The sequence below is a fragment of the Roseobacter sp. MH60115 genome (assembly GCF_015644665.1).
Lineage (GTDB): Bacteria > Pseudomonadota > Alphaproteobacteria > Rhodobacterales > Rhodobacteraceae > Roseobacter.
Map to the genome: position 1 here is coordinate 38,038 of NZ_JADOBQ010000007.1, position 14,355 is coordinate 52,392.

Annotated in this window: 16 protein-coding genes; 13 read left to right on the forward strand and 3 right to left on the reverse strand. The window is 62.0% G+C overall.

The annotated features are described in order from the left end of the window. Positions 1 to 73 precede the first annotated feature (73 nt). From bchL to ISX84_RS19740, 11 genes are all read left to right on the forward strand, one after another. Entirely contained in the window at positions 74 to 973 is a 900-nt protein-coding gene (bchL, locus tag ISX84_RS19690) for a ferredoxin:protochlorophyllide reductase (ATP-dependent) iron-sulfur ATP-binding protein (protein WP_195822119.1), read from the forward strand. Then, positions 973 to 1,716, forward strand: coding sequence for a magnesium protoporphyrin IX methyltransferase (bchM, locus tag ISX84_RS19695; protein ID WP_195822120.1), 744 nt, complete (start codon positions 973 to 975; stop codon positions 1,714 to 1,716). The genes bchL and bchM overlap by 1 nt, the downstream gene beginning before the upstream one ends. Further along, positions 1,713 to 3,143, forward strand: coding sequence for a PucC family protein (locus tag ISX84_RS19700; protein WP_195822121.1), 1,431 nt, complete (start codon positions 1,713 to 1,715; stop codon positions 3,141 to 3,143). Before bchM ends, ISX84_RS19700 begins: the two co-directional genes overlap by 4 nt. 22 nt (positions 3,144 to 3,165) lie before the next feature. Continuing rightward, complete coding sequence (gene puhA, locus ISX84_RS19705; protein WP_195822122.1) at positions 3,166 to 3,933, forward strand: photosynthetic reaction center subunit H; 768 nt, start codon at positions 3,166 to 3,168, stop codon at positions 3,931 to 3,933. A 61-nt stretch (positions 3,934 to 3,994) separates the two neighbouring features. Beyond that, complete coding sequence (puhB, locus tag ISX84_RS19710) at positions 3,995 to 4,627, forward strand: photosynthetic complex putative assembly protein PuhB (protein WP_195822123.1); 633 nt, start codon at positions 3,995 to 3,997, stop codon at positions 4,625 to 4,627. Positions 4,628 to 4,633: 6 nt separating this feature from the next. Then, positions 4,634 to 5,101 (forward strand): photosynthetic complex assembly protein PuhC, encoded by a 468-nt coding sequence (puhC, locus tag ISX84_RS19715; protein ID WP_195822124.1) that lies wholly within the window; start codon positions 4,634 to 4,636, stop codon positions 5,099 to 5,101. A gap of 20 nt (positions 5,102 to 5,121) precedes the next feature. Further along, positions 5,122 to 5,418 carry a hypothetical protein gene (locus tag ISX84_RS19720; RefSeq protein ID WP_195822125.1) on the forward strand — a complete coding sequence of 99 codons (297 nt, stop codon included), beginning with the start codon at positions 5,122 to 5,124 and terminating at the stop codon, positions 5,416 to 5,418. Further along, a complete protein-coding gene (gene acsF / locus ISX84_RS19725; RefSeq protein WP_195822126.1) occupies positions 5,415 to 6,563 on the forward strand; it encodes a magnesium-protoporphyrin IX monomethyl ester (oxidative) cyclase in 1,149 nt (382 codons plus the stop codon). Before ISX84_RS19720 ends, acsF begins: the two co-directional genes overlap by 4 nt. Positions 6,564 to 6,663: 100 nt before the next feature. After that, positions 6,664 to 7,506: a putative photosynthetic complex assembly protein PuhE gene (gene puhE, locus ISX84_RS19730; protein ID WP_195822127.1), complete on the forward strand. Its 843-nt coding sequence runs from the start codon at positions 6,664 to 6,666 to the stop codon at positions 7,504 to 7,506. Continuing rightward, positions 7,496 to 8,710, forward strand: coding sequence for a 5-aminolevulinate synthase (hemA, locus tag ISX84_RS19735; RefSeq protein WP_195822128.1), 1,215 nt, complete (start codon positions 7,496 to 7,498; stop codon positions 8,708 to 8,710). The genes puhE and hemA overlap by 11 nt, the downstream gene beginning before the upstream one ends. A gap of 73 nt (positions 8,711 to 8,783) precedes the next feature. Continuing rightward, positions 8,784 to 9,209: a c-type cytochrome gene (locus tag ISX84_RS19740; protein WP_195822129.1), complete on the forward strand. Its 426-nt coding sequence runs from the start codon at positions 8,784 to 8,786 to the stop codon at positions 9,207 to 9,209. Positions 9,210 to 9,374: 165 nt separating this feature from the next. Here ISX84_RS19740 and ISX84_RS19745 read toward each other — a convergent pair whose 3' ends face one another. Beyond that, a complete protein-coding gene (locus tag ISX84_RS19745) occupies positions 9,375 to 9,839 on the reverse strand; it encodes a hypothetical protein (protein ID WP_195822130.1) in 465 nt (154 codons plus the stop codon). Positions 9,840 to 9,955: 116 nt separating this feature from the next. Further along, positions 9,956 to 10,639 carry a hypothetical protein gene (locus ISX84_RS19750; protein ID WP_195822131.1) on the reverse strand — a complete coding sequence of 228 codons (684 nt, stop codon included), beginning with the start codon at positions 10,637 to 10,639 and terminating at the stop codon, positions 9,956 to 9,958. Positions 10,640 to 11,138: 499 nt separating this feature from the next. On the opposite strand from ISX84_RS19750, the gene ISX84_RS19755 reads away from it, so the two are divergent. Beyond that, the gene (locus tag ISX84_RS19755; protein WP_195822132.1) at positions 11,139 to 12,443 is read left to right on the forward strand and encodes an AAA family ATPase; all 1,305 of its coding nucleotides are present in this window, start codon (positions 11,139 to 11,141) and stop codon (positions 12,441 to 12,443) included. Then, on the forward strand, positions 12,440 to 13,495 hold the full coding sequence (locus ISX84_RS19760; RefSeq protein WP_195822133.1) for a ParB/RepB/Spo0J family partition protein: 1,056 nt from the start codon (positions 12,440 to 12,442) through the stop codon (positions 13,493 to 13,495). Before ISX84_RS19755 ends, ISX84_RS19760 begins: the two co-directional genes overlap by 4 nt. Here ISX84_RS19760 and bchO read toward each other — a convergent pair. Continuing rightward, complete coding sequence (bchO, locus tag ISX84_RS19765) at positions 13,492 to 14,355, reverse strand: alpha/beta fold hydrolase BchO (RefSeq protein ID WP_195822134.1); 864 nt, start codon at positions 14,353 to 14,355, stop codon at positions 13,492 to 13,494. The genes ISX84_RS19760 and bchO overlap by 4 nt on opposite strands.

Consider the following 14,355-nt stretch of genomic DNA (forward strand, 5'->3'; position numbering starts at 1 on the left):
ACCTAGGATGCCTCCGGCGGACATATTTTTGGAACAATGAAGGGGAGTGCGCCCCTTTGAAAGGACGTGTGACATGAGTCCACTCGACAGGACACCCCCCTTGTTGCGGGGTCAGGACGGCGAAGGCTCGGTGCAGGTGCATCAGGATGAAAGTGCCAAGATCGAGGGCGCCAAGGTGTTTTCCGTTTATGGCAAGGGCGGGATCGGGAAGTCGACCACCTCGTCGAACCTATCAGCGGCGTTTTCCATGCTGGACAAGCGAGTATTGCAGATCGGCTGTGACCCGAAGCATGACAGCACGTTTACGTTGACCGGCAGCCTCGTGCCCACGGTCATTGATATTCTGAAGGAGGTGGATTTCCACCCCGAGGAGCTGCGGGCGGAGGATTTTGTTTTTGACGGCTTCAACGGTGTGAAATGCGTCGAGGCCGGCGGCCCCCCCGCAGGTACCGGGTGTGGCGGTTATGTGGTTGGCCAGACCGTGAAGCTGTTGAAACAGCATCATCTGCTGGAAGACACGGACGTGGTGATCTTTGACGTGCTGGGCGATGTGGTCTGCGGCGGGTTTGCAGCGCCTTTGCAACATGCGGACCGGGCGTTGATCGTCACCGCGAATGATTTCGACAGCATCTATGCGATGAACCGGATCATTGCCGCCGTGCAGGCGAAATCGGCCAATTACAAGGTGCGGCTGGCGGGATGTGTGGCCAACCGCAGCCGCGAGACCGATGAGGTGGATCGGTATTGCAAGACCGTGGGGTTCAACCGGATCGCGCATATGCCGGATCTGGACGCCATTCGCCGGTCGCGGCTGAAGAAAAAGACGCTCTTCGAGATGCCGGATGATGAAGAGATCGTGCAGGTGCGCAAGGAATACATCCGCCTTGCCGAAACGCTGTGGAACGGCACGGAGCCGCTGGCCCCTGCCCCGCTGCCGGACCGCGATATTTTTGAACTTTTGGGATTTGATTGATGCGGGATGTCGCCCCTTTCACCCCACCGGCCGCTGTGCCTGAGGCCGCGTTGCAGACGCGGTCCGGGTATGATGCGACCCTGGGGCGGGTCGAGACCTATTTCGACAAGACTGCGACCAAGACATGGGAACGGCTGACCTCGGATGCGCCTGTGTCTCGAATTCGCGAGACGGTCCGGGCCGGGCGCGACCGGATGCGGGCGCTGATGCTGAGCCGTCTGCCCGCCGACCTGACCGGGCACCGTGTGTTGGATGCTGGCTGTGGTGCCGGGCAGATGACGGCGGAACTCGCGGCACGCGGAGCCGAGGTGCTGGCGATTGATATATCACCGCAGCTTGTGGATATCGCAGAGCTGCGCCTGCCGGAAGAGTATCGCAAGCAGGTCACCTTCACCTCCGGCGACATGCTGGACACGGCCCTGGGCCGTTTCGACCATGTGATCGCGATGGACAGCCTGATCTACTACACTGCACAGGACATCGGCACAGCGCTGGCCGGGCTGGAAAAGCGGACGGACCGCACGATTGTGTTCACCGTCGCCCCGCGCACGCGCCTGCTGATGGCGATGTGGTATGCGGGCAAGCTGTTTCCCCGGTCGGACCGCAGCCCGGTCATGATCCCGCATGCGCATCAACCGCTGGCACGGGCCGCCCGCGCGGAAGGGGTCAGCGGCATGATCCGCCCGGTGGAGCGTATCTCCTCCGGTTTCTACATCTCCCAGGCGATGGAGGTGCGGACATGACGTCGCCTCTGCAGTCCCTCTCGCTCAAGGCCATGCCCTTTGCCGATGCGGCCAGTGCCGATCTGCCGATGGGGCAGCTTTTGCGTCTGTCGCTGTTTCAGGTCTCGGTGGGGATGGCGTCGGTACTGCTGCTGGGCACGCTCAACCGGGTGATGATCGTGGAGCTCAGCGTACCCGCGATGATCGTGGCGCTGATGATCGCCCTGCCGGTGCTGATCGCACCCTTCCGGGCCCTGCTGGGGTTCCGGTCGGATACGCATAAATCCGCGATTGGCTGGAAACGCATCCCCTACATCTGGTTCGGGTCGCTGTGGCAGTTTGGCGGGCTGGCGGTGATGCCTTTCGCGCTTTTGGTGCTGGGCGGCGATGTGGTGCACGATATTCCCTTTGCGGGTGAGGTGCTGGCCGCGCTTGCCTTCCTGATGACCGGCCTTGGCATGCATATGACGCAAACCGCCGGGCTGGCGCTGGCCTCGGACCGGGCCACGGATGAAACCCGCCCCCGGGTGGTGGCGCTGCTCTATGTCATGTTCCTGGTGGGCATGGGAATTTCAGCGGTGATCATGGGCGTGCTGCTCACTGATTTCACCGCGCTGAAACTGATCCGCGTGGTGCAGGGTGCGGCCGTCGTGGGCATCGCGCTGGTGCTGATTGCCCTTTGGAAACAAGAACATGTGCGCCCGATGAGCCGCGCGGAGCGCGCAGAACCGCGCCCGGCCTTCTCGGAGGCATGGCGCGATTTCATGACGGGCGGGCGCGCCGGACGGCTTCTGGCCTGCGTCTTTGTCGGCACCATGGCCTTCAACATGCAAGACGTGCTGCTGGAGCCCTACGGTGGCGAAATTCTGGGGCTGTCCGTCTCGGCCACCACCTTGCTCACCGCCCTCTGGGCCGCAGGCGCGCTGATCGGGTTTGCGCTGGCCGGGCGGCGGCTGTCAGGTGGCTCCAACCCCTACCGCTTGGCGGGCGCCGGGATCGTGGCGGGCATCTGGGCCTTCTCCATGGTGATCTTTGCCGCGCCGATGAATTCAAACGCCCTGTTCTTTGCAGGGGCGGGCGTCATCGGCTTTGGCGGCGGGCTTTTCGCTGTGGCCACGCTGACCGCCGCCATGACCATGCCCGCGACCGGCAAGGCGGGCCGCGGTCTTGCCCTCGGGGCCTGGGGCGCGGCGCAGGCCACGGCGGCGGGCGTCTCCATCGCCATTGGCGGGGGCCTGCGCGACTGGGTGGACCACGCGACCACCTCCGGCCAGCTGGGCGAGGTGCTGAATAGCCCCGCCACCGGATATTCATTTGTCTACCACACCGAGATTGGCCTCTTGTTTGCCACGCTCGTGATCCTGGGACCGCTCGTGCGCCAAAGCGGCCCCCTCACCCCGACGGAGAGCGGCACCCGGCCCATGGGCCTGGCCGATTTCCCGACATGACCCCGTTTCAGGAGGAAACACTATGACTGGAACATTCTTTGGCGAATTCGATCTGGCGAGCCTTTCGCTCTGGCTCTTTTACGTGTTCTTCGCGATCCTGATCATCTGGATTCAGCGTGAGAACATGCGCGAGGGCTATCCGCTGGAAGATGACGAGGGCAACAAGTCGTCCAACCCCAGCATGTGGCCCCTGCCCGAGGACAAGACCTTCAAACTGCCGCACGGGCGCGGCGAGGTCACCGTACCGAGCGGTCAGACGCCGGAGCGGGCGGATATCGCGCTGAAACGGGTCGGGCCGGGCAATGGCTATCCGCTGGAGCCGACGGGTGATCCGATGCTGGACGGGGTTGGACCCGCCAGCTGGGCCCCGCGCCGCGATGCGCCGGAACTGGACGGCCATGGGCACCCGAAAATCGTGCCGATGTCCGGTGCCGAAGGCTTCCATGTCGCTGCAGGCCGTGACCCGCGCGGGTTGCCCGTTGTCGCCGGAGACGGCGAGATCGTTGGCAAGATCGTGGACATGTGGCTGGACGAGCCGGAACAACTGGTGCGCTATCTGGAGCTGGAGCTCGATGCCAAATGGGGCGCTGGCAACCGCCTGCTGCCGATCACCTTCGCCCGCATCCGGTCGAACCGCGTGAGCGTGCATGCCCTGCACGGCAAGCATTTCGCCACCGTGCCCACCATCGCCAGCCCGCGCCAGGTGACCCTGCTCGAGGAAGACAAGATCTCGGGCTACTACGGCGGCGGCAAGCTCTTTGCCGGGAACCGCGCCGAACCGAAACTCTGACCACCTGCGCGCGGGTGGCCAAGGGCCCGCGCGCATCAACCCGCAAATGGAGATACTCGCCATGTCCCATGATGATTTCGAGATCGAGCCCGTGGAAGGGCTGCCCGAGGAGCCGCCCAGAGGAGAGCAGATCCTCTGGCAGGGCCGCCCCGACTGGTGGCGACTCAGCATCGAGGCGCTCAGCCTGAAATGGGTGGCGGGCTATTTTGCCCTGCTTGCGATCTGGCGATTTCTCTCCGGTGTCGACCTGATGCCGCTGGGCCGGGCGATCGGATCGGCGGTGCCCTTTGTCCTGCTGGGTCTGGTGGTCTGCGGGCTGCTGATGCTGGTGGCCTATGTGCAGGCGCGGGCCGCCGTTTACACGGTAACTGACGCCCGCGTCGTGATGCGGATTGGCGCCGCGCTCACCATCACGCTCAACCTGCCCTACACGCAAGTCGGCAACGCCATGCTGGATCTGCGCAAGGGTGGCACCGGCACCATCGCGCTGGAGACCATCGGCGAGACCAGGCTGAGCTATCTGGTCTGTTGGCCGCATGTCCGCCCCTGGCACATCAAACATACGCAGCCCGCGCTGCGCTGCATCCCCGAGGCGGAGAAGGTCGCCCGCCTGCTGGCCGAGGCCGCCGAGGCGCGCGTATCTGTACCGCAGGTGAGCCGCGCCCTGCCCCGCACAGCCGTTGCGGCGGAGTAAGCGGATATGAGCACCCGCACCCACCCCCGCATCCATGCCAAGCCCGAAGAGCTGGTGCCCCGCATCCTTGTGCGCATCATGTTCGGGCTGGTCGCCTGCGTGCTGGTGATCGTGAGCCTCGCCACACTCACCGGACGCCCGGTGCAGAACACGCCCCCCGTTGCCCCGATCATCGCGGAGCGCGCGATCATCCTGACTGGGGATGCCTCGGGCGCTGCGCGGGTCTTTGATACCAACGGCACGCTGATCGCCGATTTCCCCTCTGACAAGGGCGGATTTGTTGCGGGCGTCGAGCGCGTTCTGGCCCGCAACCGTGGTCTGCAGGGCATCGACCCCGCCACCCCCGTCCTTTTGCAATTGCGCGCAGGCAACCGCCTGTCGCTCTATGACCCCGCCACCGGATGGTCCGCCGAGCTCATGGGCTTTGGCGCATCCAACTCCCGCATCTTCGCCAGATTGCTGGACCAACCCTGAACCTTAGGAGGAAGCCACCTATGGGACTACTGACGAAAGACTTTGAACGTGCCCCCTGCACGGTCGAAATCAGCCACAAGTTCGAGAGCCTGCATGCGCATGTGCGCTTTGACAACGGCGCCGTGATCTACCCCGGCGACGAGGTAAAGGTGCATGGCGACGAGATCATGGCCCCTTTCGGTGAGATCGTCACCGAGAAGCGCGAGGCCACGATCATCCGCGCCAGCAAGCTCGAACAGCTCTGGACCCGCCTGACGGGCGATTTCGAAGTGATGGAGCTCTGTGAATTTTCCTTCTCCGAGGAGGTCACGCTATGAACGTCCAGACCCCCCGTGCCTCTGATGTGGCACCGAAGACGGCCAAACACACCGCTGATGCCACCACGGTCGAGGAAGGCCTCGCCATTCAGGAGGAACAGGCCAAGTTCGACAGCAAATCCGCCACCGAAGTGGCGATGAGCAACACGCTTTTGACGCCGCGCTTTTACACCACCGATTTCGATGAGCTGGATGCGATTGATGTCAGTTCCGTCCGCGAGGACTGGGACAAGCTGATCGACCAGATGGTGTCCGACCCCAACAAGGGCCATTTCCGCAAGACCGAAGACTGGGACCACGTGGATTGGGAGAACATGGAGCCCGGTCTGAAGAAGGAGTTCATCGACTTCCTGATCAGCTCCTGCACCGCCGAGTTTTCGGGCTGCGTGCTTTACAAGGAAATGAAACGCCGGGGTGCCAACAAGGACATCACCCAGCTCTTTCAACTGATGGCGCGGGATGAGGCGCGGCATGCGGGGTTCATCAACGACGCGCTGCGCGAAGCGGGTGTGGCGGTGAACCTTGGCTTTCTGACGCAGAAGAAGAAATACACCTACTTCCGGCCCAAGTTCATCTACTATGCCACCTACCTCAGTGAGAAGATCGGTTATGCGCGTTACATCACCATCTTCCGGCATCTGGAGGCACATCCTGAACATCGCTTCCATCCGATCTTCAAGTGGTTCCACGAGTGGTGCAATGATGAGTTCAGCCACGGCGAAGCCTTTGCCTTGCTGATGAAAACCGACCCCAAGCTGACCTCCGGATTCAACGTCTACTGGATCAAGTTCTTCCTGACGGCGGTCTACGCCACGATGTATGTCCGCGACCACCAGCGCCCGGCGTTTCACGAGGCTCTGGGCGTCGATCCGGACTGGTACGCGCATGAGGTCTTTACCAAGACCTCGAAGCTCAGCGAGCAGATCTTTCCGATCACGCTGGACATCGAGCATCCGCGCTGGCAGCCGACGCTGGAGAAGCTGCAGAAGGCCAATGCGGATCTCGCCAAAGCCACGGAAGAGGGTCGTTTCTTTGCCAAGCTTGGCGCGCAAGCGCGAGCGGCGGCGGCGTTCATTTCGCTGATCACGATCCCCGCGAACAAGCATCAGGTGCCGGCCTCCACCCGGTTGGAGCCAGCCTATTGAGACAGGGGCACGGCATAACCGGTGGCGCCCCAACGGGGCGCGGGCGCTGGGGCCATACGAGGCCCTGCGCGCCCGGTCTCCCTTGCGGGAGACGTGACCCGTGAGCCTCTGGACGCCTGCCCTTTTTGCGCTGTTTTTGTGGTGGTTTTCCACGGGCGCCATCCTCTGGGTGGTGAAGTCCGCAGATCGGAGCGGGTTTGCCGCCCGCAAACGCGCGGTGCTGCTAGGCCTGCCCTTCCTCGGTCTCGGTTGCCTGGGCTTCTGGGCCTCGCTGCACGACACCTCCGCCTTTGGGGCCTACCTCGGCTTTGTTTCGGCGCTGGCCATTTGGGGTTGGATCGAACTGGCCTTCCTGACCGGCATCATCACCGGGCCCAACAATCACAAACTGCCCGAAGACGTGCCGGAATGGGAGCGGTTCATTCGCGCCTGGGGCACGCTGGCCTATCACGAGATGCTGCTGGTTGCGACGCTCATTGCCATGGTGCTGATCGACTGGAACCTCGCCGCGTCGAACCAATTCACCACCTGGACCTTTGCGGTGCTGTTCTTTGCGCGTCTCTCAGCCAAGCTGAACCTCTTTTTCGGCGTGCCCAAGATCAACATCGAATTCCTGCCGCAAGCCCTGTCGCATTTGCCCAGCCACTTCCGGCACCGCGCCATGAACTGGTTCTTTCCGGTCTCGATCACGGCGCTGACCTTTGCCGCCGCCTGCTGGCTCGAACGGCTCCATGCCGCCGATACCGCCGGAGCGGTGGCGGGGTTTACCCTGCTGACCGCCATCACCGCCTTGGCGCTTTTCGAGCACTGGATGATGGTGTTGCCGATCCCGGACGAAAAGCTCTGGCGCTGGATGATACCGACCGACACACCGACCAAAACCAAACGCACGACACAAAGACTACCGACAGCTAAAATCAAGGGGGGACATCATGGACTTTGATGCACTGTTCCAGACACAGCTCGATGAGCTCAAGAACGATGGCAACTACCGCATCTTCGCGGAACTGGAACGCAAGGCGGGGTCGTTTCCGACCGCGAAATGCCATGACGCGGAGAGCCCCAATGAGGTGACGGTCTGGTGCTCGAACGACTACCTGGGCATGGGGCAGCACCCCTCGGTGATCAATGCGATGAAAGAAGCTATCGACAATTGCGGCGCGGGCGCGGGCGGCACGCGCAACATCTCCGGCACCAACCACAATCACAAGCTGTTGGAGGCGGAACTGGCCGATCTGCATGGCAAGGAGGAGGCACTGCTCTTTACCTCGGGCTATGTGTCGAACTGGGCGGCGCTGAGCACGCTGGGCGCGCGCATCCCAGACTGCGTTATCCTCAGCGATGAGCTGAACCACGCCTCGATGATCGAAGGCATCCGGCATTCCCGCGCCAACAAGGTGCTGTGGCGGCATAACGACCCCGAAGACCTCGACCGCAAGCTGACCGCCCTGCCCGCCAATGCGCCGAAGATCGTGGCCTTTGAGAGCGTCTATTCGATGGACGGCGACATCTGCCCGATGCAGGAAATCGTGGAGGTCGCCGAGAAACATGGCGCGATGACCTATCTGGACGAGGTGCATGCCGTGGGCCTCTACGGGCCGCGCGGCGGTGGCATTTCGGAACGCGAGGGCCTTGCCGACCGCATCACCCTGATCGAAGGCACCCTGGGCAAGGCCTATGGCGTCGTGGGCGGCTATATTACGGGCTCTGAGGCCTTATGCGACTTTATCCGGTCCTTCGCCTCCGGATTTATCTTCACGACCGCCCTGCCCCCGGCTGTGGCGGCGGCGGCGCAAACCTCGATCCGGCACCTCAAGCAGTCCGACCAGGAACGCAAGCTGCAGCGCGAACGCGTGGCGTACCTGCGCAAACGGCTGGACATGGAAGGGATCCCGCATATGGACAACCCCAGCCACATCATCCCGGTGATGATCAAGGACCCGGTGAAATGCCGGATGATCGCCGACTACCTGATGCAGCAATACGGGATCTACGTGCAGCCGATCAATTATCCGACCGTCCCCAAGGGCACGGAACGGCTGCGGTTCACACCCTCCCCGCTGCACAGCACGGAGGATATCGAAAAGCTGGTGCTGGCACTGAAAGAGCTTTGGAAACAATGCGCGATCTCCCACGCAGTGGCCTGAACGCGCGACATTGTGACTGTTGACTCTGATAGATATCTCCTACGTTGTACCGCGAGCAACTTAGGAGATAACGATGACACGTACCTTTGCAGCCATTCTCGCCCTCGGCTTCGCCGCACCCGCCTTTGCCGATGGCCATTCGACAGGTGACGCCGCCGCCGGTGAGAAGACGTTCAACAAGTGCAAATCCTGCCACATGATCGAGACGGATGCCGGCGAAGTGATTGTGAAGGGCGGCAAAACCGGCCCGAACCTCTATGGTATTATCGGCCGTCAAGCTGGCACGGCGGACTTCCGCTATGGTGATGATCTGGTTGCCGCCGGTGAGGCCGGTCTCGTCTGGGACGAGACAACCCTGGCCGAATATACTACGGATCCGCGCGCATTCTTGCGCACCTATCTTGATGATTCCAAAGCGAAATCGCGCATGGCCTTCAAGCTGAAGACAGGTGGCGAGGACGTCGCGGCCTATCTCGCGTCGGTCGGCCCTCAGAGCTGATCCATGGGTGACAAAAAGCCGCCGCTCACCCGTTGAGCGGCGGCTTTTTTTATTGGCCGGTGCACGATACGGTATGCCGCAGCTGCACGGTCATATGCACGAATTTCAGAAGCACGCGATCCTGAAGCGCGGGCCCGTAGGCCCGGAGCACTCCCGGTCTGAATTCTAAGAAGACGCTTTCATCGTCCCCTTGACGGACGGCAACCCGCCGTTCTTGCTTTCGACGAAGACTTCCAACTCGACGGTATCGATCTTGGACCAAACTGCAGTTCCGACCTTGTGACCCCCCCAGCCTGCCGCGGCGCCCACGGCAAACCCGCCGACAAGGGACACCAGATCAGATCGTCCCGACACCGCAGCGATGCCCGCCCCGCCGAGCCCGGACATGAAGGCGGTGACAAACTCTGAACTCTCCTTCTCGCCCAGTTTGAAATCGGTCTTTTCAACGACCTTCCGGGCAAATTCCTTCTGTGCGTCGTCCAGTTCCTGATAGTTCTCAAAAACCGCCTGCGCTTCCGCATCGACGTCCGCGGCAGCATCAAGCGTGACGGTGTTGCCGTCGGCCAGTGCTTCGATGTTGCGCTTGTTCTGGACAATACTCGTCACGGGGCGTGTCGATTGAATGATCATGAATCTGTTCCTGTCTTCATTAAAATTGGAGGGATTTTATCCAATCATCGCAACAATGAAATAAAAAATGCATCTGGCGCGGCCTGTGACCTCCCGCAAACAGGGTCGTGGGCTGGCTAGGTTGTGATCCGCACCTCTGACACCTCGGCATCCACATCCTGACAGGCCGCCAACAGACGCCGCTGCAGATGTGTCTGCACGTAACCTGCATGAAACTTCGACGGGGCGCGCAGGGTCAATCGCCCCCCTGCCCTCTCCACACGCTCCAGCGCCGCGATCCAGCTGGCATAGGTGCCCGTATCCTCCGTGTGCAACAACAGCCGGGCAAGCGCCCATTCCGTGCCGCTGGACGTGTCTGGCGTGGCGACCGTCCCACGCACCGGCAAGGGCACGACCTGCTGAGGCAGCACCTCCCCCTGCCCCATGCGTATTTCGAAATCAGAGCCGACACAGGCCCATGTGATGGCGGTGTCCGTCAACAGTTGCTCGATGCCCAATCCGTATTGCGTGACACGCCCGCGCGCGCCCTGGCGTTTCACCACCAGCCAGCCCCGCCCGCGCAACTGCGCCATCTCGCGTTTCACAGTGCGTTCATCAACGGACCACAGCCGCGCGATTTCGCGCTGCCCCACGGCAAGCTCGTCGCGGGCCCAGTTGTAGCGCGCTGTGATCAGGGTCATCAGTCGGAGCGCTCTGCGCTGATCATGCTTGCCCTGCGACAGGGCAAAAGCCCCGAGCGCGGTCAGCAGATCGTATTTACGTGCAGACGCCCCACGACCTACCGGTTTCGTGGAAAGCATGGAACTGCCCTCATTTTATGTGATGTACGGCCATTGGCCGGTACTGCCTCGGAAACGGGCTGATGTGTCAGCCTCTTTTCGGCTCGGTCTGGAAAACCCGCCGCTTTTCAATGTGGTTCCCTGATTTGCGTCCGATTGAACGATTCTGTCAAGCTTGAAGTAATTTGAGCGCTGATGTCGCCCCTATAATCAGAAAGAAAAACTGGTTTAAAGGTATTGGGGGACGTTGAGTATGTCCCCTATTTCCATGGTTTTGTCCCCCAATAGGATGTGGTGTGATAAAAACTGTCCCCCAATATCTCGTCCTATCACGGAGGGCAGTGTCTCCCGCAGGGAATCACCGCTGTAGTGCATATCATCCTTTGTTCCCACGTTGCCCGTGTCTGCGGAAATCTGCTCTTGTGACCATATTCGCTTTTGCATTTTTCTCCAAATCCGCGTAAATCTGGAAAAAACAAGAATTAGCGTCCCCGCGGGGACAGAAGATAACAGGCATTCCATGTTTACACATACGGATCTGGCACGGCTGCAGGCGCAATCGCTTAAGATGCAGGGGTTCATTCGGCAGCAGACCTATAGCCCGCAGAACGAAAAGACCCTGCGCCGCTTTTCCAGCTGGGAAGTGGCCGAGCTGATCTTCAAGGTGAACCAGTCCACGATGCGGGGGCGGCTGGCAGCAGACCCTACCCTGCCCCAGGGCACGGTAGAGGCCGATGGCCGCCAGCATTGGTACAGCCTCGAAGAGATCAACGAGCTGCGCCGCCGTCTCAAGGTGAACCGCAAGTCTCTGATGCCTTACCGACCGGACGGCAAACGGGCGATGCGCGCCGCCATCGCGAATTTCAAAGGCGGCGCGGGCAAGTCCACTGTCGCCCTGCACTTTGCCCATGCCGCGGCCCTGGACGGCTACCGCGTACTCTGCGTGGATTTTGACCCGCAGGCCACGCTCAGCCATTCGATGGGCCTCAGTGATGTGGCCGAGGAGTACACCGTCTGGGGCATCATGGCGCGCGATCTGGCGAGCGAGACGGAGCGGATGAACCGTGCCAGCCAAGGGGCGGAGAGCGGCACCGCCCTTCCCCAACGCCGCCTGCCCGCCAGCATCACCGACATGGGGCTTGCCGACCTGCGTGCGGCGGATTTCATCAAGCCCACGAACTGGCCGACCATCGATATCGTGCCCTCCTGCGCCAATGCGGCCTTTGTGGAGTTTGCCTCTGCCCAATACCGGCATCTGAACCCCGAATGGTCGTTCTTTGCTGCTGTCTCGCGCTTCCTTGATCAACTGCCTGCGGATGCCTATGATCTGGTGCTGTTCGACTGCCCGCCCGCCATTGGGTATCAGTCGATGAACGCGGTCTTCGCCGCCGACATGCTCTACATCCCCTCTGGTCCGGGCTATTGGGAGTACGACAGCACCACGTCATTCATCGGTCAGCTGTCCGAGGCGTTGGAGGATCTCAGCCGCTTCAACGGCCTTGTCCCCGCGGGGACAATGAACCTGCCCAAGGCGTTTCTGGACCTGCGGTTCCTGCTCACTAGGTTCGAGCCCAACAACGACCTGCACCGCGCGATGCAGCAGGCCTTCATCAAGGTCTGGGGCGATAGAGTGGCCGAACACCCGATTGAGATGACCCGCGCGGTGGAGCAATCGGGCCGGTTCCTGTCCTCGATCTACGAGATCGACTACCGCGACATGACACGCGAAACCTGGCGGCGGGCCCGGGCGAGTTTCGATCAGGCCTACGGGGAGTTTCACAGACATCTCTGCGCGGCCTGGGATCAATTGGAGGATGAGGCATGAGCAAGCGACGCGTCTTTGACATCGACTTCGACGAGGCGGCTGTCCCCGCGGGGACGGAAGAGGCCCCTGCCCGCCGTGGCCCCATGGCAGCGGCGATTTCCGAGAACGCGGATGCTCTGAGCGCGCGCCAGGCGGCAGAGGCCGAGATCCGGGCCGAGAATGATCGGCTCGCCCATGAATACGTGGCGCTCAAGAAAAACGGCCAGATTGTCGGGATGGTGGCGCTGGACCAGATCACGACGGTGAAACTGATCCGCGACCGGTCGGCGGATCGCGACCCTGATCTGGACGAGTTGAAAGCCTCCATTCTGGCCGTGGGCCTGTCCAATCCGATCCATGTGGAGGAAGTTGCCGACGGCTATGAGCTTATTCAAGGCTTTCGTCGTCTCAGCGCCTACCGCGAGCTTTTTGCCGAAACCGGTGAGGCGCGTTTTGCGCAGATCCCAGCGACGCTGCAGGCGCGCGGCGCGCAGCTCGATCACCTCTACCGGCGCATGGTCGATGAGAACCTCGTGCGGCGCGATATCTCCTTTGCGGAGATGGCGCAGCTGGCCATGTCCTATGCCAACCGGAGCGGGCAAAGCGTGGCGTCGGCGATCGAGGCGCTCTATGCCTCTGCCGGACGGCAGAAACGCAGCTACATCCGGCATTTTGCACAGCTGCTGACGGTGCTGGGCGGTGATTTGAAACACCCCGAGGGAATCCCCCGGGCCACGGGCTTGAGCCTGGTGAAACTGCTGGAGGAAAACCAGCGCTTTGCCGGACAGGTGCGCGCGGTGTTGAACAGCCAACCGGACCGCGATGCCGCCCTGGAACTCTCCTTGCTGCGCAGCGCCGTCAGTGGCGGGCAGGCTAAGCCGAAAAAAGCCAAGGCGCCGACGCCCAGATCGTCTGCCAAAACCACCATCAAACTGAACCGTCCGGAGGGGGTTGCGAAATGCACCGCGTCTTCTGGTCGGTTCGAGGTGACGCTGGATCACGATTTCGGATCCATCGAGCCGCGTCGGCTGGAGGCTGCCGCACGCGCGTTTCTGGACAGTCTCAAGGATTAGGTTTCCAGGAAATCTCTGATGTGTGCCACGACTTCTTTCGGCGCTTCTTCATGAGCGAGATGGCCGAGGCGCGGCAGGTCGATCACGCGTGCGTCACGCATGCGCTTTGCTGCTTCGTGAGAGACCTTTGCCGGGACCGCGCCATCCTTGCCGCCTGCGAGGAACAGCACCTGGCTCGCAATCTCAGGCAGCGCGCGCGACAATTGGGTCAGGGACCATTGCGACATCATGAGCAATGTGGCGTCGACATGATCACGATCTGCCACCAGGCGGCGATAAAGATCCAGGCCCTCCGCGTCCAGTTCAGAGCCTGTACCCCTTATTAGAGCCTTGATCCGCGCCGGTGATGCGGCGGTGGCCGAGAACAGGCTGGCGCTGAACGGAATGGCCGCCAGCATCTTGGCGAGCGCGGGAAAGAGTACGCCAGCGATGCCGTCAAATGTGTCCAGTGCGGGATTGATGCCGGCAATTCTGAGAGGTTGTCCCCGCGGGGACAGCATCAATTGCGACAGTCGCAACGCCAGCGCGCAGCCTGCGGAATGGCCGATGATGATGTCGGGGTGCCAGTCTTCCTGATCGCAGAGTGCCTTGATGTCTTCGGCCATGGGGTTCAGCCCGCACCGATGTCTGGCCCCCAGCTGCGTGAACCCTTGCCCGGGCAGGTCGAGCGCAACGATATGATAGCTTTCCCGAAGCTCGGCCATCAGCCCGCGCATGGAATGGGTGCTGCCCCCGGCACCGTGCAGCATCAGCATCGTCGGGCCTGCGCCGGTTTCCTGAATGTGCCATCTGTGCGGTGCGGCAAGCACCTGGCGTGACAGCGCCGCATTCGGCCAATCTGGAGGGGGTGGCCAACGCAT

What these genes read in the sequence shown, in the direction of transcription:
- ISX84_RS19720 (WP_195822125.1), top strand. Translation starts at nt 5,122, where the DNA reads ATGGGACTACTGACGAAAGACTTTGAACGTGCCCCCTGCACGGTCGAA.
- ISX84_RS19740 (WP_195822129.1), top strand. Translation starts at nt 8,784, where the DNA reads ATGACACGTACCTTTGCAGCCATTCTCGCCCTCGGCTTCGCCGCACCC.
- bchO (WP_195822134.1), bottom strand. Translation starts at nt 14,355, where the DNA reads ATGCGTTGGCCACCCCCTCCAGATTGGCCGAATGCGGCGCTGTCACGC.
- bchM (WP_195822120.1), top strand. Translation starts at nt 973, where the DNA reads ATGCGGGATGTCGCCCCTTTCACCCCACCGGCCGCTGTGCCTGAGGCC.
- ISX84_RS19700 (WP_195822121.1), top strand. Translation starts at nt 1,713, where the DNA reads ATGACGTCGCCTCTGCAGTCCCTCTCGCTCAAGGCCATGCCCTTTGCC.
- puhC (WP_195822124.1), top strand. Translation starts at nt 4,634, where the DNA reads ATGAGCACCCGCACCCACCCCCGCATCCATGCCAAGCCCGAAGAGCTG.
- puhA (WP_195822122.1), top strand. Translation starts at nt 3,166, where the DNA reads ATGACTGGAACATTCTTTGGCGAATTCGATCTGGCGAGCCTTTCGCTC.
- hemA (WP_195822128.1), top strand. Translation starts at nt 7,496, where the DNA reads ATGGACTTTGATGCACTGTTCCAGACACAGCTCGATGAGCTCAAGAAC.
- ISX84_RS19760 (WP_195822133.1), top strand. Translation starts at nt 12,440, where the DNA reads ATGAGCAAGCGACGCGTCTTTGACATCGACTTCGACGAGGCGGCTGTC.
- bchL (WP_195822119.1), top strand. Translation starts at nt 74, where the DNA reads ATGAGTCCACTCGACAGGACACCCCCCTTGTTGCGGGGTCAGGACGGC.
- puhB (WP_195822123.1), top strand. Translation starts at nt 3,995, where the DNA reads ATGTCCCATGATGATTTCGAGATCGAGCCCGTGGAAGGGCTGCCCGAG.
- acsF (WP_195822126.1), top strand. Translation starts at nt 5,415, where the DNA reads ATGAACGTCCAGACCCCCCGTGCCTCTGATGTGGCACCGAAGACGGCC.
- ISX84_RS19745 (WP_195822130.1), bottom strand. Translation starts at nt 9,839, where the DNA reads ATGATCATTCAATCGACACGCCCCGTGACGAGTATTGTCCAGAACAAG.
- ISX84_RS19755 (WP_195822132.1), top strand. Translation starts at nt 11,139, where the DNA reads ATGTTTACACATACGGATCTGGCACGGCTGCAGGCGCAATCGCTTAAG.
- ISX84_RS19750 (WP_195822131.1), bottom strand. Translation starts at nt 10,639, where the DNA reads ATGCTTTCCACGAAACCGGTAGGTCGTGGGGCGTCTGCACGTAAATAC.